This window comes from Nodosilinea sp. E11 (assembly GCF_032813545.1).
GTDB lineage: Bacteria > Cyanobacteriota > Cyanobacteriia > Phormidesmidales > Phormidesmidaceae > Nodosilinea.
Genome location: NZ_CP136520.1, coordinates 746,785 through 772,913, shown reverse-complemented (window position 1 = coordinate 772,913; position 26,129 = coordinate 746,785). Strand labels below are relative to the sequence as shown.

General features: G+C 57.0%; 15 protein-coding genes. 6 read left to right on the top strand and 9 right to left on the bottom strand.

Annotated elements, in window-relative coordinates:
- The first annotated feature begins 197 nt into the window (after positions 1-197).
- The 6 genes from RRF56_RS05865 to RRF56_RS05840 all read left to right on the top strand — a co-directional run bounded on the left by RRF56_RS05865 (position 198) and on the right by RRF56_RS05840 (position 14,518).
- Entirely contained in the window at positions 198-1,589 is a 1,392-nt protein-coding gene (locus RRF56_RS05865) for a diguanylate cyclase (RefSeq protein WP_317036700.1), read from the top strand.
- A 488-nt stretch (positions 1,590-2,077) separates the two neighbouring features.
- Positions 2,078-2,800: a response regulator gene (locus RRF56_RS05860; protein WP_317038340.1), complete on the top strand. Its 723-nt coding sequence runs from the start codon at positions 2,078-2,080 to the stop codon at positions 2,798-2,800.
- Positions 2,781-6,197 carry a response regulator gene (locus RRF56_RS05855; RefSeq protein ID WP_317036699.1) on the top strand — a complete coding sequence of 1,139 codons (3,417 nt, stop codon included), beginning with the start codon at positions 2,781-2,783 and terminating at the stop codon, positions 6,195-6,197. The genes RRF56_RS05860 and RRF56_RS05855 overlap by 20 nt, the downstream gene beginning before the upstream one ends.
- Before the next feature lie 72 nt (positions 6,198-6,269).
- The gene (locus tag RRF56_RS05850; protein WP_317036698.1) at positions 6,270-8,636 is read left to right on the top strand and encodes a sensor histidine kinase; all 2,367 of its coding nucleotides are present in this window, start codon (positions 6,270-6,272) and stop codon (positions 8,634-8,636) included.
- Positions 8,637-9,051: 415 nt separating this feature from the next.
- Positions 9,052-13,032, top strand: a complete 3,981-nt coding sequence (locus RRF56_RS05845; RefSeq protein WP_317036697.1) for a PAS domain S-box protein — start codon at positions 9,052-9,054, stop codon at positions 13,030-13,032.
- Positions 13,033-13,882: 850 nt separating this feature from the next.
- Positions 13,883-14,518, top strand: coding sequence for a response regulator (locus tag RRF56_RS05840; RefSeq protein ID WP_317036696.1), 636 nt, complete (start codon positions 13,883-13,885; stop codon positions 14,516-14,518).
- Between the two features lie 485 nt (positions 14,519-15,003).
- On the opposite strand, the gene ftsH3 is transcribed toward RRF56_RS05840, so the two are convergent.
- The 9 genes from ftsH3 to RRF56_RS05795 all read right to left on the bottom strand — a co-directional run bounded on the left by ftsH3 (position 15,004) and on the right by RRF56_RS05795 (position 25,735).
- Entirely contained in the window at positions 15,004-16,845 is a 1,842-nt protein-coding gene (gene ftsH3 / locus RRF56_RS05835; RefSeq protein WP_317036695.1) for an ATP-dependent zinc metalloprotease FtsH3, read from the bottom strand.
- Positions 16,846-16,993: 148 nt separating this feature from the next.
- Positions 16,994-17,797, bottom strand: a complete 804-nt coding sequence (locus RRF56_RS05830; protein ID WP_317036694.1) for an aminotransferase class IV — start codon at positions 17,795-17,797, stop codon at positions 16,994-16,996.
- Positions 17,798-17,801: 4 nt separating this feature from the next.
- Positions 17,802-19,349, bottom strand: coding sequence for an N-acetylmuramoyl-L-alanine amidase (locus RRF56_RS05825; protein WP_317036693.1), 1,548 nt, complete (start codon positions 19,347-19,349; stop codon positions 17,802-17,804).
- A 353-nt stretch (positions 19,350-19,702) separates the two neighbouring features.
- Positions 19,703-20,575, bottom strand: a complete 873-nt coding sequence (locus RRF56_RS05820; protein ID WP_317036692.1) for an ABC transporter permease — start codon at positions 20,573-20,575, stop codon at positions 19,703-19,705.
- Between the two features lie 28 nt (positions 20,576-20,603).
- Entirely contained in the window at positions 20,604-21,449 is an 846-nt protein-coding gene (locus tag RRF56_RS05815) for an ABC transporter permease (RefSeq protein WP_317036691.1), read from the bottom strand.
- Between the two features lie 74 nt (positions 21,450-21,523).
- On the bottom strand, positions 21,524-22,648 hold the full coding sequence (locus tag RRF56_RS05810; RefSeq protein ID WP_317036690.1) for an extracellular solute-binding protein: 1,125 nt from the start codon (positions 22,646-22,648) through the stop codon (positions 21,524-21,526).
- A 51-nt stretch (positions 22,649-22,699) separates the two neighbouring features.
- Positions 22,700-23,836: an ABC transporter ATP-binding protein gene (locus tag RRF56_RS05805; protein WP_317036689.1), complete on the bottom strand. Its 1,137-nt coding sequence runs from the start codon at positions 23,834-23,836 to the stop codon at positions 22,700-22,702.
- Positions 23,837-23,964: 128 nt separating this feature from the next.
- Positions 23,965-24,612 carry a flavin reductase family protein gene (locus tag RRF56_RS05800; protein ID WP_317036688.1) on the bottom strand — a complete coding sequence of 216 codons (648 nt, stop codon included), beginning with the start codon at positions 24,610-24,612 and terminating at the stop codon, positions 23,965-23,967.
- 4 nt (positions 24,613-24,616) lie between these two features.
- Positions 24,617-25,735, bottom strand: coding sequence for an extracellular solute-binding protein (locus RRF56_RS05795; protein ID WP_317036687.1), 1,119 nt, complete (start codon positions 25,733-25,735; stop codon positions 24,617-24,619).
- Positions 25,736-26,129 lie beyond the last annotated feature (394 nt).

Here is a 26,129-nt window from a genome sequence, read left to right as displayed (position 1 = left end):
AGGCCGGTGGAGATGTAGCTGAACTGGCATACTTCCGCTCTAAGTCCCCTTAAGCTGTGGTACTTACACCATATCTCTACTCGATCTGGGCTCACCGGTAGCCCTCTTTTAAGCTGGAGGAATGAAAAGCACCGTCACCATGCCATCACTGAGTTAGTTCCCGAAATATGTCAGACAGTCAAGCCTTTGAGAACCTAATGATCACGGAGCCAAAGGAAATCTTAGTCGTCGACGATACCCCCAATAATTTGCGGCTGCTGCTGCTGGCTTTGTCGGCAGCCGGATATTTGGTACGTTGTGCTAAAAGTGCAGCCCTGGCCCTTAATCGGCTACAGGAAACCCTCCCCGATTTGGTGCTGCTAGATATTCGTATGCCCCAGATGAATGGCTACGAACTTTGCCAAAGGCTTAAGGGCGACGCCAGAACCCGCGACATTCCTGTTATCTTCCTCAGCGTGTCCGACGACACCCGCGATAAGGTGCGGGCCTTCAACCTAGGGGGCGTCGACTACATTGCCAAACCCTACCAAATTGATGAAGTGCTGGCTCGCGTGCGTTATCAGCTTCAGGTGCAGCGGCAGCAGCAACAGCTTCAGGTCGAAAACGATCGCCTTCGCCATGAGAATTGTGAACAACAGCGATCGCTAATCCATATAGAGCAGTCATACCAACTGCTCAGTCAGGTACTCAATTCTCTAGCCGAGGGTGTGGCCGCCTTTAAAACCACCCGTAACCAGCAAGGAGACATTGAAGATTTTCAGTGGTTGATGGGCAATGCTGCCCTGGCCGACTGGGTGGGGCGATCGCCCGTTGAGTTGGCGGGTGTCACCCTTTCTGAGATCCTGGCTGACAACCCCCACAGTGACGATGTGTTTAATCTATTTGTTCAAGTGGTAGAACAGCATGAGTCGTTACAGTGCGAACTACTCTGTCAACCCAACGGCGAGATTCCGTTGTGGTTTGAGCTGATGGCCAGTCGCTTGGGCGATGGTCTAGTTGCCCGGCTTAGCAACATGACTCAGTACAAACAGGTGGTCGCCCAAATGCAGGCCACGATCAGAGAGCTTCAAATCTTAACCACCCAGGATGGACTAACCCAGGTGTCTAATCGGCGAGCCTTTGACCAGTATCTTCAGATGGAGTGGCAGCGGCTAGCCCGAATGCAGCAGCCCCTATCGCTAATCATGGGCGATATTGATCGGTTTAAGCGATTTAACGATCTCTGTGGCCATGCCATTGGCGACGAATGTCTGCGGCGGGTAGCCGAGGTCATAGCCGCTGTCGTCAAGCGCCCCGCCGACATGGTCGCTCGCTACGGGGGCGAAGAGTTCGCCATTGTGCTGCCCCATACGACTAGGCAGGGTGCGGCTCAAGTTGCTGAGCAGATCCAGAGGGCGATCGCCAGCCTTCGGTTAGGGGTTCCGCAGCCAGAGTGTGAGCGGGTGAGCCTGAGTTTGGGAGTGGCAAGCCAAATTCCCCTGCCGACAGGCACGGCAGATCAGTTATTGGCAGAGGCCGATAGCGCGCTTTACCAGGCTAAAGCCCAGGGGGGCAACCAAATTTGTCTCAGTAGTTCAAACGCTATTTAGCAGACAGAACCGCCTAGTCCTCTGCAGTATCAGTCGGCCAACTATACCCGAGACCCGACACCCGACACCTTGAACCCACTCACCTATCCCCGTTGGCTTGGCAGACGACTGGGTCGTTATTGCCGGGGTTCCCCCAACGGGTAAAAACAGGCTCGCCAGAAAAAGGTTTCCGGTTTCACAAGATTGTCACAGTTAATTTCCATGATGGAACTGTTCCTGAAATTGACACTTTAACTGTGGGAGCAGGGCTCATTTTGCAGGGTTGACGAATTTTCAGCTCTTAGAACCTGGGCCAGGCTCTCACAGTTATTTCTGCCCTTATGCAATCTTTCTCAGCTTTAACCCCAATCACTGTGTTATGCATAGCCTGTGGCCCCGCGGATAATGCCCTTTTGCGGCGGTGGCTAGGATGTAAAAGTGGCTACCGCCTAATCTTTGGGGAGCAGTCTAGCGGTTCTGCTCCCCCTATCATTGGCCCCCCGGTGGTGATGGTACTGGGTAGCAGCCTAGGGCTCGACGGCCTAGCGGCTCTAAAATCTCAGTGGCCAATGGCTAAAGCGGTTATCGTTCTGGAGCCTAGTCAAACCTTAGCGATCGATGCCTGGCTCAGTTGGGGGGGCGATGCCTGTTTACCCAGTACCCAGTTCTCTGAGATGGACCTTGTTTACACCATCGATTGGCTGCTTGCTCAAGCTATTGTTCACGATAGGCTGAGCGATCCTCCGTTAGAGCCTGTTTTTGCAGATCGAGAGGCGCGACGGGCGATCGCGCTAGCCCCTGGTCACCCCCCCTACCGAATTTTGATCGTAGATGATGACTGGAAAAGGCGTGTGCTGCTTCAGACTCTGCTGGCACCGCTCGGGTTTGAGCTTCAGGTAGCCACGAGCGGGCAAGAGGCTATTCTGGCTTGGGCCAGTTGGCAGCCCCATTTAATCTTGATGGAGATGGCCATGGCCGAGATGGATGGGGCTGAAACTGTGCGGCACTTGCGCACCATTGAACAGCGTCAGCTACAGCCCGAGACTCCGGCAGAGTTGTTTGTGCCCGCAAAAATCATTGCCCTAGCGGAGAGAATAGAGGGGGGATACCGGGCTCTCCTTCAGGCCGGCTTTGACGACGCGGTGGCTAGGCCCCTGCGGTCTGATAGCCTGCTGCAAAAGATAGCTGACTATCTGGCTGTAGAGTATATCTATGCCCCTGGTCATGTTTAGACCTGCCCCTGCTTCTGTCATGGGCCACTACGCCCCAGCCCCGGCTGATGTAACCATCCTGGTTGTCGATGACTCCCTCGAAAATTTGAAGCTTTTGTCGAGGGTGCTTCAGCAGCAGGGCTATGGGGTGCGCTGTGTCAGAAGTGGAGAAATGGCGTTGACTGGGGTACGGGCTATGCAACCCGACCTGATTTTGCTGGATATTCGAATGCCTGGGATGGATGGCTACGCCCTGTGCCAATGCCTCAAAGCCGATGCTGCTACCCAGTCCATTCCAGTGATTTTTCTCAGCGCTTTAGGGGATGTGGCTGATAAGGTTAAAGCGTTTGATGCAGGGGCCGCCGATTACTTAGCCAGACCTTTTCAGGTAGAAGAACTGGTGGTGCGGGTGGCCAACCAACTGACGATTCATGCCCTGCAGCGCCAGACGGTAGCTCAAAATCAACAGCTTCAACAGGAGATTCGCGATCGCACCCTAGCCGAGGCCAATCTGCAACAGGTGACGGCCCGCCTGATAGACAACTCTGAATCCCTCGGCTACTTTAGTCGCAGCCTTAAAGAACTCCACCGCCTCAGCCTGACTCGGTTTGCCAGTTTTGATGAGTTGTTGTCCGACTATCTCCGCACCGGGTGCCGAATGTTGGGGTTTAGCGGCGGAATTGTGGGCCGCATTGATGGGCCTGACTACGTGGCTAAGGCCATGGTGGCCAACCTGCCGGGCCTCGAACCCGATCTGCGCTGTAGCCTCGACGATACCTTCTGTGGCATGGCGATTCGGCATCAGATTACGGTGAGCTTTGACCATGTGGGGGCGATTCCTGAACTCAGGACGCATCCGATCTATCAGCAGCTCAAGCTGGAGGCCTACCTGGGCACACCGATTGTCGTAGAGGGTGACGTTTACGGTAGTCTTTGTTTTTTTGACACCGCACCCCGGCCCCAGGGCTTTAAACAGCACGAAACCGAAATCATTGAGCTGATGGCCCAGAGCATTAGTAAGGTGATTAGCACCCATCGGCTGGAGCAACAGCAGCAGCAGGCCAAAGCTGAACTCCTAGCCAGCGAGCAAAAGTTTCGTCAGCTAGCGGAATACATCGACAGCGTGTTTTGGATCTATGAGCCCCAAAAGCGCCAGTTCTGCTACGTTTCGCCAGCCTATGAGAGCATTTGGGGCCGAAGCTGTAGTGAGCTGTACGAAAACCCCGCCGCCTGGATTGAGGCCGTACACCCCAGCGATCGCAGACGGATCTGTAGTCGCTTGCCCGACCGCAGCGATGCCGCCGCTCTAGCCAACTTCAGCTACGACGAAGAATTTCGCATCGTGCAGCCTCAGGGGCAGCAGGCTTGGGTGCGGGTGCGGGCCTTCCCGATTCGCGATGCCGAGGGAGAGGTATATCGCCTGGTGGGCGTGGTCGAAGACCTGAGCCAGACCAAACGTCAGGAAGAATCGCTGCGGCTGATGGTAGAAGGCACCGCAGCCAAAACCGGCCACGACTTTTTTGAATCGCTGGTGCGTTACCTGGCCGATATTCTGCAAGTGCGTTGTGCCTTGGTCGCTCAGCGCCTACCTACCGATGATCGCCAAGTCAGTGCCCTGGCCTTTTGGCAAAATGGAGTACTGGCAGAATGCTACCAGTACGACCTCATTGATACCCCCTGCGAGCGAGTGCTGGCGGGGGAAGTGGTGTATGTCCCTTGCCAGGTCCAGGCGCTTTACCCCACCAACACCCATTTGCAGGAGCTAGCCGCTGAGAGCTTTTTGGGCATTCCCCTCGTCAATCGAGCGGGGGGGGTGATCGGCCACTTGGCCGTGATCGACGATCGGCCTATGGTAGACGATCAAACTCGAGAGCTGATCCTGCGCATTTTTGCCGCTCGGGCCGCAGCAGAGCTAGAACGCCAGCAGGCTGAAGATGCCCTCCGCCAGGCCCGAGAAGCTGCCGATAGGGCTAACCGTGCCAAAAGTATGTTTTTGGCCAATATGAGTCATGAACTACGCACCCCCCTCAACACCATCATTGGGTTTTCCCAGCTGATTACCCGCGACTGTCATCTCGACAGTGAGACGAGAAATTATCTAGAGATTGTCAGCCACAGCGGCGAGCATCTACTGGCCCTGATTAACGACGTGCTAGAGCTGTCAAAAATTGAAGCAGGGCGTGCCTCTTTAAATATCAGTGCGTTCAACCTGTCTGATTTGCTCATTAGCCTAGAGGCTATGCTAATACTCCAGGCTGAGGCCAAGGGCCTACACCTCACCTTTGACTGTGACCCGGCCCTACCTACTTACATTGCCACCGACGAAGGTAAGCTGCGCCAAACGCTGATCAATCTCCTGAACAACGCCATCAAATTTACGCCATCTGGTTGGGTGATATTGCGGGTCAGCCCCGCACTGCCGCTGCCCCCAACGATAGCCCATCCCCAGGCTAATGCCGCTCTAGAATTTACCGTGATCGATACTGGCCCAGGCATTGTCCAGGCGGATCTTGACAAACTGTTTGAGCCCTTTACCCAAACCGATGCCGGATTGCAATGGTCCAAAACTGGTCTGGGGGCAGCCTATCAGGGTAGTGGCCTCGGGCTACCGCTGAGCCAACAACTCGTTCGCCTGATGGGGGGCGATCTGACCGTCGAAACTCAGATCGATTGCGGTTCAGCGTTTGCGTTTACCCTGCCCGTACAAGTGATTGAGGAGTTAGACCAGACCCCAGCTTCTACACCAGCCCCCATTCTTAAACTGGCTCCAGGGCAGCCGCCCTATCGGATCCTGGTAGTAGAAGATCACTCCGCCAATCGATACCTGTTGGTGCGGTTGCTCCAGTCCGTGGGGTTTGACGTCCAAGCGGCTCAAGATGGCCGGGAAGCGGTCGAAAAAGCCCAACTCTGGCAACCCCATCTGATCTGGATGGATATTCGCATGCCCTACCTTGATGGCTACACGGCGACCCGCCAGATTAAAGCCCTCTCCCTCACGCCTAGGCCGGTGATTGTTGCCCTGACGGCCAGCCCCTTCGAAGAAGAGCGAGCTAAGATTTTGGCGGCTGGCTGTGACGACTTTGTGCGCAAACCCTTTCAAATTCAGGCAATATTGGAAAAAATTGCCGACTATCTACCCGTTCGCTATCTCTACGGAATCGTAGACCCCAATGCGACGGAGACGCCACCGCCCCAGCGCCTTGACCCAGCGGAGATGGCGCAATGGCTTCAGACTATGCCCGTCGATTGGCAGCAAGCCCTGACTCATGCCGCTATGTCTGGCTCAGATCGTCGTCTGGTGCAGCTACTAGACCAGATGGATGAGGCCCCCCAAGCCGTTGTGCAAACCCTCTCGGCTTGGGCTCAGAGCTTCCAGTTTGACAGTATCTTAGCTTGTTTATCGTCCAGTCCTCCCTAGGTTGCTCAACCTAGGGCTTCCCTTGCGAGTTGAGGTTTCAGTTCCTGCTTCCTTTTGCCGCTCTCAATGAGCATGGAGATTACTATCGTTCAGGTTTTTGCTAAAACTGCCCGTTTACTTCAGCGGTTGCCGCTTGTGGCCGTGCTGGAATTGCCCTACCTGCTTCAGATGCTGACGGTGCTCGGCCTGACCAGTTGGGTAACGGTTCAGTATCGGCAGATCACCGTCGCAGATCTGGCCACCAGCCTGCGAGAAGAAACTACAGATCGAGTTTTAGCCTACGTGGATCACCAGCTATCGGGAGCGGCTCGCCTCAATGCTAGCCACGTAGCTGCAGTTGAGACTGGGCTGCTAGATCTGAATGATTTTGAGCAGATGGGGCGATTTTTTTGGCAGCAGATGCAGATCTACCCCGTTGACTATCTTAATTACGGCAATCAGGCTGGAGAGTTTATTGGCGTTGAGCGGCTCGACAACGGCACCTTGGTGATTAACGAAACCCGCCGCGATAACCTAAAGCAGATGACCATTTACCAAACCGATGCCGAGGGCCACCGCACCCAGGTTGAGGCAATTGACCCTGCTGACCCGATTCAATCGGAGGCGTGGTATGCCGAGGCCGCAGTGGCGGGGCACCCCCTCTGGAGCCCAGTCTATGCCTGGGATGACCAGCCCAATGTGCTCTCGATTTCGGCCAGCCAGCCTCTCTACGATGCCCAGGGCCAGCTCATGGGTGTGATGGGAACTGACCTGTTGCTAACTCATATAAGTCAGTTCTTGAGCACCGTTCACGTGAGTCCTTCGACCCAAATTTTTATTGTGGAGCCTAGTGGACTGCTGGTAGCTAGTTCCGATGGCCACCCCCCCTATACGGTGGTCGATGGCCAAGCCCAGCGCCAGTTGGCTACTCAGAGCGCTAATCCGCTGGTGCGGGCCACCGCTGAGCGTCTCATCCAGGGCAGATTGCTCGAAACTGCTGCCTCTGCAACCATGACGCTGCGGCTCGGCTCGGGGCGGCAGTTTGTCAGCGTGACGCCCTGGCAGGATGATTTAGGCCTCGACTGGGTGGTGGTGGTGGTGGTACCTGAGGCTGATTTTTTGTCCCAGGCAGATGCTTTTGCCCGTACCACGCTGCTGCTGGCACTGCTGTCGGTGGCCGTGGCGGTGTTGCTGGCGCTGCTCACTGACCGCTGGATCAATCGTCCTATTGCCAATCTGGCCCAGGCTAGCCGGGCGATCGCCCATGGCGATCGCACCCAAACCGTAGAGGTGCAGGGCATTCGCGAGTTAAAAACTTTGGCTAGTGCCTTTAACCAAATGGCAGCCCAAGTGGCCGATACTTTTGCTCAACTGGAAAACCGGGTGACCCAGCGCACCGCTGAGTTGGCCACGGCCAAGGTGGCTGCTGAGGCCGCAAACCAGTCTAAAAATGTCTTTTTGGCCAACATGAGCCACCAGTTACGCACCCCTTTAAACATTGTGCTGGGGTTCATTCAGGTGATGCAAAAAGATGCCGCCCTCTCGGCTCAACATCAGGCCTCGCTGACCAGCATGCGCCACAGCGCCGACTATCTGCTGGCTCAGATCAACAATCTGCTGCTAGCGTCTAAACTCGATGGCGAGGGGCAGTTAGCCGCTACCCCTAGCTGGTTTGATCTAGGGGAGCTGTTGCAGGATCTTCAGACCCAGTTTTCTGCCTGGAGAGGGCAGCCAGCGGTAGCGCTGAGGTTTGATCTCCAGGTTCCGATCCCTCAGCTGGTTTATACCGACGAAACTAAGCTGCGTCAAATTCTACTTAACCTGCTAGAAAACGCCTTCAAGTTTACGACGGCGGGGCAGGTGACGCTGCGCCTGGTCGGCCAACCCCAGCACTCAGGTCCAACCGATGATCTCAGCCCAGTTGCTTTACCTGAGGCAACTGGCGATTACACCCTGACGTTTACCGTCACCGATACCGGCCCTGGAATTGACTGCCACGATCTCGGTCGGCTGTTTTGCCCGTTTGAGCAGTTGGAGCCGGGGCAGCGATCGCAGCGGGGTAGTGGCCTGGGTCTGTTTATTTGCCAAGAGTATGTGCGCCTGCTAGGAGGAGAGTTATGCTGTCATAGCCACCCAGGTGAAGGCAGCTGTTTTCACTTTGACCTAGAGGTCAAGGGCAGTTGTCAGACCCTGACCTACCATTTTCCTACCGCCGACAATTCATCTACTCTGGCAGCCACTTCCCCGCCTGAGGCAGAGCACCTGATGGCGTTACCCAGCACCTGGCGTGAGCGACTGCGAGTGGCCGCTGCCAAAGGGGATGATAGAGCCATTTTGACCCTGCTTGAGGATCTGCCAACCGAAGATGCTGCCCTGGGTGACTGGCTGCACCACTGGGCAATCAACTATCAATTTGATCTGATTTTGGAGCTAATCGAGGGGGCAACGCCTGATGCTTAGCCCCTAGCTCAGGGCCAGTAGGGCCAAATCATGTTCTGTCTAACCTTGGAATAGTGGGTTGGTGAAGAACCCTCCGGGTCTGAATTGGGCTGAGCCGGTAATGGGCAATACTTTAGCCGTTGCCCATCGGCCCATTTATCGGGGCAATCTAGCTAAGAAGAGTAGGGAATGCCATGGCAAAGGTGAGGGTGGTATAGCCATAGTCACCTGGGTTAGGACATCCAGAAACCTAAGAGCGTTCGAACGTTCAAACGTTCTTAGGGGAAATGTCTTAACCAAACTGGCTACAGCTATATATGGGCCGATCGCGATCGCCTGTGAGAAACGTGCTGAAAGGAGCTAACTGTCCTGTTTTTAGCAATTACTCTAGCTATAAGCAGTAAAGGACTGATAATCAATATCAATTTCTATGGGTATGGCCACCGTTCTCTGCGTTGATGACAATCCGCTGCTGCCGCCCGTGCTGATCGCTCAGCTGGCCGTGGCGGGGTTAGACTGTGGCGTGGCTGTGGCTGCCACCGGGTCAGCGGCGATCGCTCAAATTGAGGCCCTTGTCACCACCGCTGGGGAGATACCGCTGGTGGTAGCCCACCAGTCCCTGGCCGACGCGGCCTGGTTGGAAGTTCTCTACAGTGCCTTTCCCCAGGCGCTGATGGTGCTGCTGCGATCGTCGGCCCCGCTGGAGCCGGTGGTCGAGCTGATTCCTGGCGGGCAGCTCTATCGCTGCCTGGTACCGCCGCCGGATGACGTCGATCTGCGGCTGACCCTTGTAGAAGCCCTGCGGCGCTACCGCCAAGATCAAGAGTTGGCCCAGCTGCGGACCGATCTGGCCGCCCAGCCCCTCATCGCCGCTGATCTTGACCCAATCGAGGACGGGGCCGCCTCCCTGGCCTTGCAGACTAGCGAAGCGCAAAAGCGGGCTATTCTCTCAGCGGTGCCCGACATTATGACGGTGGTGACTGCCCAAGGGCAGTACGTTGACTTTTGTAGCAACCAATTTGTTGGCACAATCTTGCCCCTCGATCGATCTGCTCTGATCGGAGCCTACGTTGGGGATATCTTGCCGCCAGAGGTGGCCCAGAGGTGGCTAGACGGCATTGCCCACACCCTGGCCACCGGGGAAAGACTGTGCTTTGAGCAGCAGCTGCGCTTTGGCGATCGCCTCCAGTACGAAGAGGTGCGTCTGGTACCCTATCAGGCCGATCAGGTGCTGGCGATGGTGCGTGACATCAGCGATCGCAAAATTGCCAAGCTGGCCCAGCAGGAGAGCGAGACCCACTTTCGGCAACTGGCCGAAAACTTGCCAGGTGTGGTGTACCGCTATCTGTCTCGGGCTGATGGCACCGATGCCTTCACCTACATAAGTCCGGGTTGCGAAGTCCTCTACGGTGTCCCCGCCGCCGCCGTGATCGCGTCATCTAGGGCGATCTGGGATTTGACGCATCCCGAGGATGTGTCGCTGGTGGTTGCGGGTTTAGCAGACGCCATGCAGCATCCTGAGCTGGGCTTTCAGGTTGAGCACCGTATTATTACCCCCAGTGGTGAGCTGAAGTGGGTTCGAGTCGAGGCCCTCAACGTCTCTCAACGGCCCAACGGCGACCTCCAGTGGAATGGTTTCGTTCGCGATATTACTGAGCACAAGCAGGCCCAGTTAGATCGCCGCCGCAGCCGCGAACTGTGGGAAGCGCTGTTTAACGCCTCGGCCGATGCGCTGTTTCTGGTCAATCCTGAGACCGATTTAGTGATTGACTGTAACGATCGCGCCGTTGTGCTATTTGAGGCTGAGACCAAAGCTCGGCTGATTGGTCGGCCTTGCAGCCCATTGCAGCGTCAGCCCTTTAGCGATGACAAACTGGCAGAATCGCGCCATGCTCTAAAGCAAGAGGGGGTTTGGAGTGCTGAGGTAGAGTATGTCAGCCTCAAAGGCCAGCACTTTTGGGGAAACCTGGCCGCCAAGCCGCTAACAGTGGCCGGAACGGCTATGGTGCTGGTGCGGGTGGCCGACATTACCCGGATCAAAGAGGCTGAACTAGCGCTACAACAGCTCAACGCCGACCTGGAGTTGCGGATGCAGCAGCGCACTCAAGATCTGCAAAAAGTTGCCGCTATTGTTGAAAACAGCATTGATTTTGTTGGTACCGCTAGCCTCAGCGGCGAGACGCTTTACATTAACCGGGCGGGACGACAACTGGTCGGGCTAGCGGCAACTGAGGCTTTGTATCCGTCTATTACTGAGTTTTATTGCCCCGAGATGGTAGCACAGCTGGTGGAAGTCGCATTGCCTACAGCCATGAGCCAGGGCTGCTGGCGCGGTGAATCTGTCCTCCGGCATCTTCAAACCGGCGAAGCCATTGTCGTTGATCAGGTGATCTTTCAAGTTCGCGATCCTCAGTCTGACCAGCCGTTGTGCCTGGCTACTGTGTGTCGCGATATTCGCGATCGCAAACGCAGCGAAGCCGAGCGCCAGCAGGCCGAACTGGCCCTGCAAGAATCGCGCAATCTATTGCAGCTAGTGCTCGACACCATTCCCCAGCGGATGTTTTGGAAAGATTGTGAATCGCGCTATCTGGGCTGTAATCGTGCCTTTGCCGATGACCTAGCCCTTACCCCCAACCAGGTGATTGGTCAGGGCGACGCCGAGCTCCCCCTAGCCGCCAGCGCCGCCCGTTATCGCGCTGAAGACATGCAGATCATCTCTGCCCAAGCGGCCCACATAGGCTACGAAGAACTACTGGCTACCCCCAACAAGCCCAATATTTGGATTCGGATTAGCAAGGTGCCCCTCACTAGCCCCGATGGCGAGATCATTGGTGTACTGGGCTGCTACGAAGACATTACCGATCGCAAGCAGGCTGAAGCCGCCCTCCGCCAGCTCAACGCTGAGCTAGAGCAGCGGGTACAAAATCGCACCCAGGCTCTTCAGCAGGCTATGGAAGCCGCTGAGTCGGCCAGCCGCGCCAAGAGCACGTTTTTGGCCAACATGAGCCACGAGCTGCGCACCCCCCTCAACGCGATCCTCGGCTTTGCCCAACTCATGGCCCGCGACACCGCCCTGGGCAGCCGCAACCATCAGTCTTTAGCGATTATTAACCGCAGCGGCGAGCACCTCCTCAGCCTGATCAATGACATTTTAGAAATGGCCAAGATTGAGGCCGGTCAGGTCAGCCTCAATCCCCTTTGCTTCGATCTAGATACCCTGTTGGCAACGCTGAGGGAGATGTTTTACGTGCCTGCTAAGAGCAAAGGGCTAGAGCTGATCATCGATCGCCACCCCGATCTCCCGTGCTATTGGCGCAGCGACGAACCCAAGCTGCGTCAGGTGCTGATTAATCTGCTGGGCAACGCGATTAAATTTACGCTTCGGGGGCAAGTCCGCCTACAGGTCGCTCCGGCTCAGCTCGATCTCCCTAGCCCAGCCCCTGATCTAGATCAATGGCTGACGTTTACCGTTAGCGATACCGGTATCGGCATTAGCCCTGAGCATCTCGGCCAACTGTTTGCCCCGTTTGTGCAGGCCAACCAAGGGACGCAGGTGTTTGAGGGCACCGGTCTGGGGCTGTCGATTAGCCACCAGTTTGTGGAATTGCTGGGGGGTAAGCTGACGGTCGAGAGCCAATTAGGGGTGGGGTCTATTTTTGCTTTTACGCTGCCTATACCAGTCGCCGAAGGGGTTGAGGCTGCTAAGCCGGTGTTGCCATCGGCCCAGGTTGCCGAGCTAGCTCCTGGGCAACCCAGCTACCGAATTTTGGTGGTTGATGACGATGACAGCCATCGCCTGTTGCTGGTTCAACTGCTGAGTTCTGTAGGCTTTGAGGTCTCTGAAGCCAGAGATGGTCATGGGGCGATCGCCCTCTGGCACAGTTGGCAGCCCCAGCTGATCTGGCTCGATATGCGTATGCCAAGTATGGGCGGTTACGATGTGGCCCAGCACATTCGCCGCCAAGAACAGACTGCGCCCTGTCCCACTACCAAAATCATTGCCCTGACCGCCAATGCCTTTGAGGAAGATCGCGCCGTAGCCATTGAGATCGGGTGCGATGACTTTGTGCGCAAACCCTTTCAGTTAAACCACGTCTTGGGGAAGCTAGCCGAGCATCTTGGGGTGCAGTATACCTATGGTTCAGAGGCTGCGGCCGCCCCCGCTGCCCTCATGACCGAAACCGATGCGATCGCCGCCCTGCGCACCCTTCCCTCAGACTGTCTGGCCCAACTCTACGACGCCACCCTCAAACTCGACAACGATACACTCTCCCAGCATATTGCCTGCCTCAGTGCCGACTATGGTCCTCTGGCTGCACTGCTTCACCACTATCTAGACGATTTTGCCTTTGACAGCATCCACGCACTGCTTCAGCAAGCCACAGCCAGTTCAGCCCCAACCCATCCCCAGGCCTAGAACGCCGGTCCAGAAACTTAATGTTCGGACCAGAAAATTAGTCATGCCCTTAGAACAGCAATGAATCAACCGGTTTTTTAGATCTACTGTACTGATGCTGCTGTGGATATCGTGCTGAGCCCAAACATGTGAACCTTATCCATTCCATATAAGTTTTATGTATGATGGATAGCCATTTGAAAAATGCTGATTCTGAGTACAGTCCTGAAAGTTTCTAAATACTATTGTGAGTTTTCTTTAAAGAATGTTGTTGATCAAACGTATTTTCACCATGGTTTGTTTTTTTAGGTTATTGTCCAAAGATTAAAGACTTTGGTCGACGGCTAATTTGCCGTGCTTTGCAGCCTATAACGCTCCTCTCTGGACTGTGAAGGCTGTAGAATTGCGCGGTTAAGTTACGGTTCTTGCCTTCACCCCAAGTGCAGCTCACGTTTGTCATCCGATTCGTAAAACAAATTTAGAGAAGCAACGAAACGGCTTGTAGCGAAGGCTCTCAGCCCTCGCGCAAGAACAGGCTTCTGAACATAGCGATAGCGAAGTGAAGCATGATATCTGTAAAGCCGAGATGTAACCCTTCACTCCAGTTAAATGGCTGTCAGTTAAATGGCCTAAAATAATCCATTTAATCAGGCTTCTAAAGTGCTATGTGGCTAAGTTTGTAGTGATTTAGCGCTAGGGTTAGTGAGATTGATTTACTTAGTTAGATAGACTTAGCGAATAACATTTGAGAGATAGGCCTCTTGCCTCAAGGCCCAGATTCCCGCTATGCGCACATAGACCTATCCAGATTGCTGTAAGAAGAGTTCAGATACTCTAATTATTAGAACCAAATTTCTTCTTGGTTTCATTTATGGCTTTTAATATCCTTACTTCTCCCGGCGATATCCTCATCGTGGATGATCTGGCTGATAATCTTCGCGTTTTATCTGACACTCTTTCCCGCGAGGGTCATCGAGTCAGGGCGGTAAGAAACGGCCCTATGGCCTTAGTGGGTGCAAAGGCGGCTCCACCCGACGTTATTTTGCTAGATATTCGCATGCCAACCATGGATGGGTTTGAGGTCTGTCGACAGCTCAAGGCCGATGCGATAACACAGCACATTCCGATCATTTTTCTCAGTGCTTTAGATGAGGCGGTTGATAAAGCCCGAGCCTTTGAGGCTGGAGGAGTTGATTACATTACCAAGCCTTTTCAGGCCGATGAAGTGCAGGCCCGAGTGCGGCATCAACTCACTATCCAACAGCTGCGGCAACAGGTTATGGCTCAGCAAAGCCAGCTAGAAACTCTGACCCAAAGTGTCGCTAATCAGCCAGCACCGTCAGAGTTTTCGCTGAGGTCTATGACCTGTGCGGCTAATACTATCCTGGCCTGTGCCGATGACCTGGCTCAAAATCATACCCTAGGGGCAGAGCAGATACCTTGCTTACAAGCGGTGCAGCAGCATGGCCAGGTCATCTGCGATCTGCTGGCCACACTGGAGGGATAGCGTGGCTATAGATTGAACGTTAATCTGACTATGGGTTTGTCCCGGCTGGGTAATACCAAACTCGGATCGCATAAACCCGGATCCCAAGAGGTCAAACTGTAGGGGCAAACGGAATTTGCCCTGCCGAATCAGGGGTGATACAGAATCCGAGTTCCACCCAAATCCAAATCGCATAACCCCGATCCTAAACAGGCAGATTGCGTAGGGGCAAACGTGTTTGCCCAGCCCAACCGGGGCTAGCCAAGTCAAATTCAGTATTAGTATGGCTATAGTCACTTGGGTTAAGACATCCAGAAACCCTAGAAACGTTCGAACGTTCACGTTCTGAGGAGACATGTCTTAACCGAACTGGCTACAGCTATAAGTCGCGGACAATGTGCCGTGAAAAGGATTCGCCCTACAGCGTGGCCTTAACGAAGGCGTAACCCAAAAAAAAGGATGCCCATTATGGGCATCCCTGAGGTCTAAATTTGCTTCAGCCGGGTCTACACGATGGAAGCCATGCTGACATCGTTGGTAGCGAGCAGATGCTGAAGTTCTTCCGAATCTACAGTCTCTTTGTCAACCAGCATACGAGCCAGTTGGTCTAGCACGTGGCGGTTGTTGGTGAGCACCTGCTTGGCCCGCAGGTAGGCCTGGTCGACCAGACTACGCACCTCGGAGTCGATGGTGGCAGCAGTTTCTTCAGAGAAATCGCGCTCGGCGGCGATGTCGCGGCCCAGGAACATATTGCCCTGCTGACGACCCAGGGCCACGGGGCCGAGTTTGTCGCTCATGCCAAAGCGGGTGACCATCTGGCGGGCAACGCGGGCCACCTGCTGGAGGTCGTTAGAAGCGCCTGTGGTAACTTCTTCTTCACCAAAGATGATCTCTTCAGCGATGCGGCCACCCAGGGCCACGGCCATCTGATTTTGCAGATAGGAGCGGGAGTAGAGGCCCGACTCTAGGCGATCTTCGCTGGGGGTAAACCAGGTCAGACCACCGGCTCGACCGCGAGGGATGATGCTGATTTTCTGTACGGGGTCGTAGTCGGGCATTAGGGCACCGACTAGGGCGTGACCGGCTTCGTGGTAAGCGACTAGCTCTTTGCGCTTTTCGCTCATCACCCGGTCTTTCTTCTCGGGGCCAGCCAGGACGCGATCGATCGCATCGTTGACCTCATCCATCGAAATTTCGGTGAGGTTGCGGCGGGCGGCGAGAATAGCGGCCTCGTTCAGCAGGTTCGACAAGTCGGCCCCGGTAAAGCCAGGGGTACGACGGGCGATCTTCTGGAGGTCAACATCCTTAGAGAATGTCTTGCCGCGAGCGTGGACGTTGAGAATTTCGAGGCGACCAGCGTAGTCGGGGCGATCGACCACCACCTGACGGTCAAAGCGACCGGGGCGTAGCAGAGCCGCATCGAGTACATCGGGACGGTTGGTAGCGGCAATGATGATAATGCCGGTATTGCCCTCAAAGCCATCCATCTCGGTGAGCAACTGGTTGAGGGTTTGCTCACGCTCATCGTTGCCGCCGCCAAGGCCTGCGCCCCGCTGACGACCGACGGCGTCAATCTCGTCGATAAACACGATACAGGGGGCGTTGGCCTTGGCCTGCTCGAACAGGTCGCGGACGCGGGAAGCACCCACACCGACAAACATTTCGACGAACTCAGAACCGGAGATGGAGAAGAAGGGCACGCCCGCTTCACCGGCTACGGCCTTGGCCAGCAGAGTTTTACCGGTACCGGGAGGGCCGACCAGCAGCACACCCTTAGGAATCTTGGCACCGACGGCGGTGAAGCGATCGGCGTTCTTGAGGAAGTCAACGACTTCGGTCAGCTCGAGCTTGGCCTGCTCAATGCCGGCTACATCGCCAAAGGTGACCTGGGTTTGAGGCTCCATCTGCACCCGAGCTTTGGATTTACCAAAGTTCATGGCCTGGCTGCCGGGGCCACTCTGGGCGCGGCGCAGTACAAAGAACAGTACCCCTAGCAGCAAAATGGGAATCAGCAGAGTGCTAAAGGCCCGCACCCAAACGCTGTCGTCGCTCTGGGGCATGACCACGATGTCGACGTTGTTGGTTTCTAGGGTGCTGATCAGGTCTTGGTCGTTGGGCAGGTTGACAATCACCTGGCCGTTGCCTTCGGGGTCGGTAAAGCGGGCACGGGTGCGATCGGCGCTGATGCTGACGCGCTCGATCTGGTTGTTTTGCACCGCGTCTAGAAACTGGCTATACCGCATGGTCTGGGTTTCAGGACCAGAACCGTCAAAAATGGCCGTTGCTAGCGCAATCACTACAACGACCAGCAGGGCATACAAACCTGCATTTCTCCACCGTTTATTCACCGGGGTAATGCCTCCACTAACGTCTTGGGGTGAACTGTTTCGAGTAAATCGGTTTCTGGGGCTAAAGCTTAAACAAGCCTCAAATGATTAGAAGGTTATTAACTTATGTTAACGTCATCTGTCGGAAAGGGCTAATCGAATACAAAACTTAGGTGCTATTGGGTTCAAATGCAGCCCGTAAAGCCTCTAGGGCTGGGTGCTGCGGGTTAAGTTCCAGTCTACTGCGATCGCCCAAAACTGTGTGTATCGGTACCACCTGCACTGCTGAATTGCTATAGGCCAGAGCCTCAAACCGCCGAATTATTCCTGGTGGCCAGGGTGCTCGGTTGACGCGGTCTCCCTGGTGCTCTAGATGCTCTAGCAGCAGCTGACGCCCGATGCCCGCCAGCAGGCTCGTCCCGCCGGGGGTGTGCCAGTGGCCGTTGGCCCAGCCCCAGAGGTTGCCGGTGCTGGTTTCCAGCCATTGCCCTTGGGCATCGACCAGGATGGCTTCTCTGGCCCCGTGCTGGGCGGCGGCCTGGAGCGCGAGCCACGCTCCCAGGTAGTTACCGGTTTTGTAGGCGGGCAAGGGGCGTTGATAGCGATCCCCTCGGGCGACCCAGGCCACGATGCCCTGACTCTGCATCGTGGCTAAGTCTGCGGGCAGGTCGCGACCGGTCACTAGGGCGCGACCGTCGGGGAGGCAGGTGAGCCGCAAAACGGGATAGGTCTGTAATAGGGCTTCGGCCCCTTGCCGGAGGCCATTCCAGTCGAGGCAGGGCCAGCCAAAGACTTCAAGGGCCTGGGCTAGGCGCTGCTGATGGGCCTGCCACTGGGTCAGGGGATGATCGAGGCTCTGGCCGTAGATTCGCAGGGTGGTAAACACCGTGGCGCCGTAGAGCAAAGCCGGGTCATTCACCGTCAGGGCAATCTCACTGTCTTGGCAGAGCTGCCCGTTGAACCAGTAGGCCATGGCCCTACCCCCCCTGCTGGAGGTATTGCAAAATGCCGCGAGCGATCGCCTGGGCCATGGTTTCGCGCCAGGCAGGGTCGGCCAGACGAGGGGCATCTTGAGCACCGGTAACAAAGCCGACTTCGACTAGGGCGGCGGGCATGGTGCTGGCCCGCAGTACCAAAAAGCGGGCCTGCTTAACGCCGCGATCGCGCATCCCGGTCGCCGCCAGCATACTGGCCTGGAGAGTCGCCGCCAGCCGCCGCCCACTCTCAGCTGAGAAGTAGGTCTCAATGCCGTTGACATCGGGGCGGCTCATGCTGATGGCATTGGCGTGAATGCTGACAAACACATTGGCCTGGGCGCGGTTGGCAATGGCGGCGCGGGTCTGCAAATCTACCGCCACATCCTCGCGTCGGGTCATCACCACCATGACTCCCTGGCTTTCGAGCAGCTCAGCCACCCGCAGCGAAATCGGAAAAATCACCTGTTTTTCTTGCAGACCGCCAATACCTACTGCCCCAGGGTCACGGCCACCGTGGCCGGGATCGATGGCTACCACCACTCGCCCACTGGGGGCCGAAGGTAGCCGAGGCGGTTCGACAGACCGAGTGGGGGGTGGTGTGGGGTTAGTCGGTGGCGCTTGGGCCGGAGCAGGTTGAGCCGGTGCGGGCTGGGCTGGGGCTGGCTGGGCCGGAGCTGGCTGGCTGGGAGCCGCCGCCAGCGGCGGCGGTTCATCGGACACACTGCTGATTGGCACACCGCTGGGGGGCAGCAAAATAACGCCGCTGTTGTTGCGCAAGGCCCGCCAGTCAGGGCTGGTGGGCGCTAGCTTGAGGGTGATGCGGGTAGAGGGGGGGCTGGTAGGCTGCTGGGCGACATCCCAGGTGATGATGCTGTAGCGGTAGTTGGGCAGAGCGTTGGGGTTGAGGTCGGCGGCGACGGCGGTGTTGGGCAGGTCGACAATGGCAAAGCGATTATCGGCTCCGTCGGTGGTGAACTGCACGGTGGGGGTGGGCGCTTCACCACTGAGCCGCAGTAAAAAACCGTCGCCCGTGGTGACTACCCCATTGAGAGTGGCCTGGGCGCCAGTACCTGTGTTGCCCTGTACCTGGTTGGTCGTGGCCGAGGGGGCAGGGATTGCGCCCGTGGGAGGAGCCGCCGTTTGACTGAGGGCCGGCAACTGCACCGCCCATTGGTTCGGACGAATGCCCTGAACTCGCACATCTTGAGGGTTGAGACTGTAGCCCGACGAGAGTTCGATGACGATGCGGGCGGTTTGGCTGTCGAACTGGCCAGCCCGCACCTCGCGCACGGCCCCGCCGACGGTTTGGGGGGCGCTACGGCTGCCGAGCTGCGTATTGGGCAGATCGACCACAATCCGGGTGGGGTTGACCAGCAGCTGTGCCCGAGGTTGCACCTCGCTGTCGGTGGTAAACACCAGCTGATTAGTTTGGGCGTCGAAGGCCCAGTACTGTAGCGTGGCCGCCCGGGCAGGGGCAACGGCAACCAGGGCACCTAACGTGGCGATCGCCCCGGAGGTAAGTCCCAACGTCAGCCATCTCGACTCCATAAGCACAATCAAAACACAACCACGACATAAGCCAAACGACAGTATACCGATGGCAGCCCAAGTGGCATCCGTAGGGGGAGGATCCTGGCCAAAATTTTTAGCTTGGCCTCTGTAGGTGATAGTTGGCGATCGCCGCCGGAGACCCTAGATCAGGAGCCATAACGACCTGCCCATTGGCCCAGTGCATCACCTGCTTACCCCGGCGGTACCCAATGGCAAGGTCGTCTGGGTGGGCCCTAGCGTGAGAAAACCCAGCGGAACACCCCCGCTGGGCAGAGTCAGGACTATTGCTCCAGTGCTCATGCTGGGCGCGCTTACTGGGCGCGCTTACTGGGCGCGCTTACTGGGCGCGCTTACTGGGCGCGGTTGCCGATCAGCGCCTTCGACAGACCCGACGCCCTTTCCATGGCAATCATCAGCAGAGCAGTGAGAAAGATCAACACGCCGGAGATGGCCGCCGCTCGCACGTCTAGGTCGTTCTCAATCATTGACCACATGCGGATGGGCAGCATTTCTGTTCTGGCATCAGACAAAAACAGGGTTACTGCCACATTGTCGAAGGAGGTGAGAAAAGCCATAAATGCCCCAATCAGCACCCCCGGCTTGATCAGCGGCAGGGTCACCTTAAAGAAGGTGTAGGCGGGGTTGGCCCCCAGAGCCATGGAGGCCTCCTGGAGGGAGGAACCCAGCTGGGTGAGACTGGCCAGCACGTTGCGCACCACATAGGGAGTACAGATGACGATGTGACCCACAATCAGGGTAAACAGCGACAGGCGCACCCCTGTCATCGCAAAGAACGACATCATCCCCAGGCCCAGAGCCACCCCCGGCAGCGCCAGGGGCGACATCACCAGGGCATCCATCACTGTCACCCAGCGGCCCCGGCTGCTGATCATGGCCAGGCAGGCCGCCACCCCCAGCACCACGCAGACGATAGCGGTGATCAGCGCCACCTGAAAGCTATTGAGCGCCGCTGCCCGCAGCTCAGGGAAATTAAATAAGGCCAGGTACCACTGCAAGGAGAACCCCGGCGGTGGAAATTGCAGCGTGGCCGAGGAGCTAAACGACGCCAGCAACACGATGATCGTGGGGGCGGTCAAAATCAGCAGACCCAGCCAGGCCATGATCTGCATCACCAACTGAAATGAAACGCTGTCGAGCTGGCGCAGGGAGGCCGTAGAATCCTGGGCAGGCCGGACCTTGGGCTTAACAACTGTGGATGACATGACAACTCCTAACAACGGGGCCTAAGGACTAGCGAATGTAGCGGCGACTGCGTTTGCCCAGGGCACTCAGCAGCACCACCACCGCGATCACCATGATCAGCAGCAGGGTAGAAACCGCCGCCGCAAAGGGCTGGTTGAGCAGCACAATGCCCTGCTGGTAAATCAGCGTCGGTAGGTAGATCAACTGACCGCCACCGATGATCGAGGGGGTAACGAAGGAACTCACCGTTAGAGCAAACACCAGCAGCGCCCCGGAGATCATCCCCGGCAGGGTGAGGGGGAAGGTGATCTGCCAGAAGGTGCGCCAGGCCCCACCGCCTAGGCTTTTGGAGGCCGCCGCCAACCGCGAGTCGATTTGAGAGAGGGAGGCGACGATGGGCAGCACCATCATTGGCAGCCAGATCTGGGTCAGGGCGATGAGCACGCCGTTGTGGCTAAACAGCAGCCGAATCGGCGTTTCGATAATGCCTAGATTGAGCAGGGCGGTGTTGATTAACCCCTGGCGACCGAGGATGACCACCCAGCCAAAGGTGCGCACCACCGCGCTAGTCAGCAGCGGCAGCATGATGAGAAAGGTCAGAATCCCCTTCCAGGCCGCTGGGGCGTTGACGTAGAAGTAGGCCACCGGGTAGCCGATGATCAGGCAGGCGACGGTGACTTGAACACCGAGCAAAAAGGTATCGGTGAGGGCTTTGACGTTAACGCTGCTGCCAAAAAACTTGGAGTAATTATCAAAGGAGACAGCCCCGCCGTCGCCCTGAAAACTGGTGGCAATTAGGATCACCAGGGGCACCACGTAAAACAGCTGAAGGAAGATGGCCAACGGTAGGGCCAGTTGGCCCGGTTGGGGCTTCAAGAGTTGACTGATATTCATGGGTTCCGGAGGTCGGGGTGGAGATGGTGCAGTCAGTAAAACAGGCCAGACAGCGAGGCCTGACGGAGCGCAACTTAGATTTGAATGGCGCGATCGAAACGCTCGATCCATTCGGCCCGTTGGGGGTTAATTTGCGACCAGTCCAAAAACACCAAAGTGCTGAGGGCGTCGTCGAGAGTAGAGCCAAATTTCTCGGCTAAAACCCCCGATAGCTCGACGTTGCGGTTGACCGGCAGAAAATTGTAGGGGGCCTGAGCCATAGCCGTTTGCACTTCTAGACTTAGGCTGGCATCGATAAAGGCGGCAGCGCTAGCGAGGTCGGCGGTGGTGTTGGCCACAATTTGCTGGGAGGGCCGCATGGCGATCGCTCCCTCCTGGGGAGCCACCCACTCAATCTCTACCCCGCGCGCCTGGAGAGCCATCACGTTGTTGAGGTCATGGGGAGCCAGGGCAATTTCCCCCTGCTGAAAGAGGGTGGCCAACGCTCCCGAATTTGCCGCTAGCCCCGCCAAGTTGGGCCGCAGCTCTTGCTCTAGGGCTTGAAAGGCCGGTTCGATGTCAGACTCGCTGCCGCCCCGCAGTTTGGCTAGCTGCACCATCACAGAGGTGCCCTGGGTGGTCTGCATGCCCTGCATCGACACCCGGCCCCGGTACTGCGGGTCGTAGAGATCTTCCCAGGATGTGGGCGGGGTAGACACCTCGTTGGGGTTGTAGGCCAGCCCAATTACCTGAATGCCCGTGGTGGGTGCCCAACCGTCGGTGCTCTGGAGTTCTGGGGCCACTTGGTCGTAGTTGCTCAGCAGCTCTGAGGGCACGGGCACAAATAAATCCTTGGAGGCCGCATTGAAGGGGCCTTCGTCGATCAGGGCGATATCGAAGGGGGGGCTCTGGGGGGCTGCCGTTAGCTGGGCCACCTGCTCTAGAGAGACCATCGTCACCAGGTTGGCGCTGCCCCCCGCCGTCGCCTGGTAGGCCGGAACAATCACATCTCGGTAGAGCTGCTCCCAACTGCCAGCGAAGGTGGTCACCACCAGGTCGGATCGGCCACCGCCGCCACTCGTATCGTCACCACCCGCCCCACCGCCATTGGAGGCTGTGGGCGTAGCATCGCAGGCTTTAATCAGCAGACTGGTACCCGCAAAGAGACCGGCCCCCAGCAATGTACGGCGGCTGAGGTGGAAGGTCTGATGTTTGGCCATAGTATTCCTTCAACGACGGTAGATAGCTTGGATGGCGCTGATCTGAGCGGCCTAGGCTGGGAAAACGGCGCAGGCGCTGGGTGAAACTAGATCGAGGTGGATGCGATCGCCCGCTACCAGCGGCTGACTGCCCAGGGTACGGGTCTGGGTGAGTTTGATGTGTAGGTCATCCGCCAGGGTGACGTCGTAGGTCATCACCGCCCCCAGGGGCAGACACATAGCCACGGTGCCGGTGAGGGTGTGGCGGTGGGGCTGGGTCTGCACCCGCAGGTTTTCGGGCCGCACCGCGAGGGTGACTTTGCTGCGGGGGGCCAGGGGCTGGTCGGTGGTTACCTCTAGCTCACCGTCGAGAACCCGTACCAAGTAGCCCGCCTCAGAACGACCCAGCACCTCGCCGGGAAGGTGGTTGCAGACCCCCACAAAGGAGCTGACAAAGTGGGTGGCGGGGCGATCGTAAAGGTTAGTGGGGGTATCGAACTGGTGAATTTCGCCGCCGGAGAGCACCGCGATGCGATCGGACATGCTCATCGCCTCTTCCTGATCGTGGGTGACCAGAATAGCGGTAATGCCGCGATCGCCCAGGATGCGGCGAATCTCGATCTGCATGTCAAGGCGCAGGCTCTTGTCGAGGGCACTAAAGGGTTCATCGAGCAGCATGATGCGGGGTTCTACGGCCAGGGCGCGGGCGATCGCCACCCGCTGCTGCTGCCCGCCAGACAGTTCGCTGGGCACCCGCTTGGCCATCGGGCTCAACTGCACCATATCGAGCATTTCGCCCACCCGGTTGGCAATCTGGCCGCGCGATAGCTTGCCCCCGGCCCGCAGCCCGTAGGCGACGTTGTCCCACACAGTCATGTGGGGAAACAGGGCGTAGTTCTGAAACACAATGCCCGTGCCCCGCTGGCTGGGAGACAGTCCCCTCACCGACTGGCCATCGATCAGCACGTTGCCTGCGGTGGGGTCGAGAAAGCCCGAGATAATTCGCAGCAGGGTGGTTTTGCCGCAGCCGCTCGGCCCCAGCAGCGACACAAACTCCCCGGGCCGAATGGAGAGGTTAATGTCTTTGAGTGCCATAAAGGAGCCAAACTGGTGCATCACCTGGGAGAGGGAGAGGCTGTGTGAGTCGACCCCGACCTCTGGTGCGATCGCATCAGAGGCGGTAGTGTGGCTGGTTTGAACCGATTGCATTAGATCTCTCTCCAAAGGGAAATTTCATCATTCCGGCAAACAACGGCAGCAGGGTTAAACTGGCTTAACTCAGACCGTCAGATCCTGCTCTCAACAACCTGTGATCTCAACCTGTGATCTCAAAATTTTCATGCCAAGCTTTTAGGCGTTTGCAAACGAATTAATTCGCCAATTTTGGTGTATTCCACTGGCCCTCCCAACCGGGTCACCGGCTGCATCTGCACCGTATCCACTAACCCCAGATCGCTTCTGTATAAATCTTTGCGAATGTGAAACCGCAGCACCTCACCCAGCACCATCACATTGGTGGCCCCCACTACCGGCACAATTTGCGTCACCCGACATTCCATCGCTACCGATGCCGCTTCCAGTCGGGGGGGACGAACCTCGGTGGCGGGTACAGTTTTGAGCCCTACGGCATCAAATTCACTGGTGCCGTAGGGCAGATCCACGGCTGTTTTGACCATCGCCTCGGCCAGCGATTCATCGACCACGTGACACACAAACTCCCCAATTTCCTTAACGTTGATCAGCGTGTCTTTTTCTTTGGGTTCGCTGCGCCGGTAGGCCACCGAAAACATAATCGTGGGAGGAAACCCGGCCACCGCATTAAAAAATGAGTAGGGGGCCAAATTGGGCACCCCCGCCGCGCTGATGGTAGACACCCAGGCAATTGGCCGGGGAGCCACCACACTGGTGAGCAGGTGATAGGGAGCGGGGTTCTCCATCTCTGCCGTCACCAGGGTGAGCATGTCTGGGGTGCCTGAGATTACCATTGCTTTAGGCCTGCACGGTCTGGTTAAAGCGCTCGATCCAGTCGGCCCGCTGGGGGTTAATGGTGGCCCAGTCGAGGTTGTGGGCCAGGGAGATAAAGTCATCCACCGACGAAATCCCCATGGTCTCTGTGAGCTCGGGGGGAAAGGGCACCGTGGTGTTGGAGGGAATGTAGAAATAGGGTTCACCCACTACCTGAGACTGGGCCTCGGGGCTGAGCATGGCATTCACGTAGGCCACGGCTCGATCTAGCCCAGCAGACGGGTTTTTGACGATGTTGAGACTGTAGCGGGCGGCGGCGATGCCCGTTTCTAAGTTGGCGATCGCCAGGGGTATACCCCGCTCTATCAGATTGAGCACATCGTTGTGCCACATCGGCGCTACATCCACTTCGCCCTGCTGGAAGAGGGTCAGCAGCGCCCCTGGGTTGGCGGCTACTCCATTCACCCGAGGTAGCATTTCCGCTACCGCCTCAAAGGCGGGCTCAATGTTAGACTCGCTGCCCCCGCGCGCCTTGGCCATTTCCACCATGAAGGAGGTGCCCAAGATGCTATTGAGGCTGACTAAACCCAGTTGGGCATTGAGGTTGGGGTCAAGCATCACCTCCCAAGACGTGGGTGGGGTCTGTACCCGCTCGGTGTTGTAGGCCAGCACAATGCCCTGGGCATAGAAGATCGGGGCCAGGCCCTGATCGCTTAGAAAACCGGATGCTACATCACTGCTGTTGGGGCTTTGGTCGACGGGGAAGGGCTGAACTAGATCTTCCGCCAGGGCGATCGCATTCTGACCGTCATCCAAAATCAAGACATCAAAGGGAGGATTGTTGGGGGAGGCTTTAACCCGAGCGATCTGCTCAAAGGCCAAGAGGGGTTGGGCGCTGATTCTTACCCCGGTTTGGTCTGCAACTACGGGGGCTAAGCCCTCCCGAAACAGACTGTCGGTCGTCCCTGGAAAGGAGGCCACCACCAGTTCTCCGCCCACCGATTCGCCGCCATTGGCGTCTGTAGCGGCGGGGCCTTGGTTGACCGAAGCTTCACAGCCTTTTAGCGCCCAGCTGGCCCCTAAAAACAGTCCTGCCCCTAGCACAGACCGACGCGATACCCGATTGATCAAGCGTTGATTCACTCTGCCACCACTCCTAGAAGACTCGAAAAGCCGGACAATAGACAGCAAAAAGAACAGGGCCTAAGCAGTTGTGAAACCCTGCTACAACCTGGTTGACACCTGCAAACCACAGGTGAAACGTTTAGACCTAAATGACTGATGTAGTCCCATCTAAATCCGAATATGTATTCTGTATACAAAGAGTTTCGCTGGTCTTCTGTATATGAGATCACATTTCTAAGCAGGAAGGTCGTCAAAGTCTAGACGTTTGCTCATTGAGTGTTAATTCAAAGTGGACTTTAAGGGGCCTAAAGAGCCTCTTTTATAGAGATCTCTGGACCTTCTTTGATCTCTGGAAAAGCAGATGCCCCGATGCAGGGACGCGCTAGTGACAGACATTTCCCCAAGGTGATAA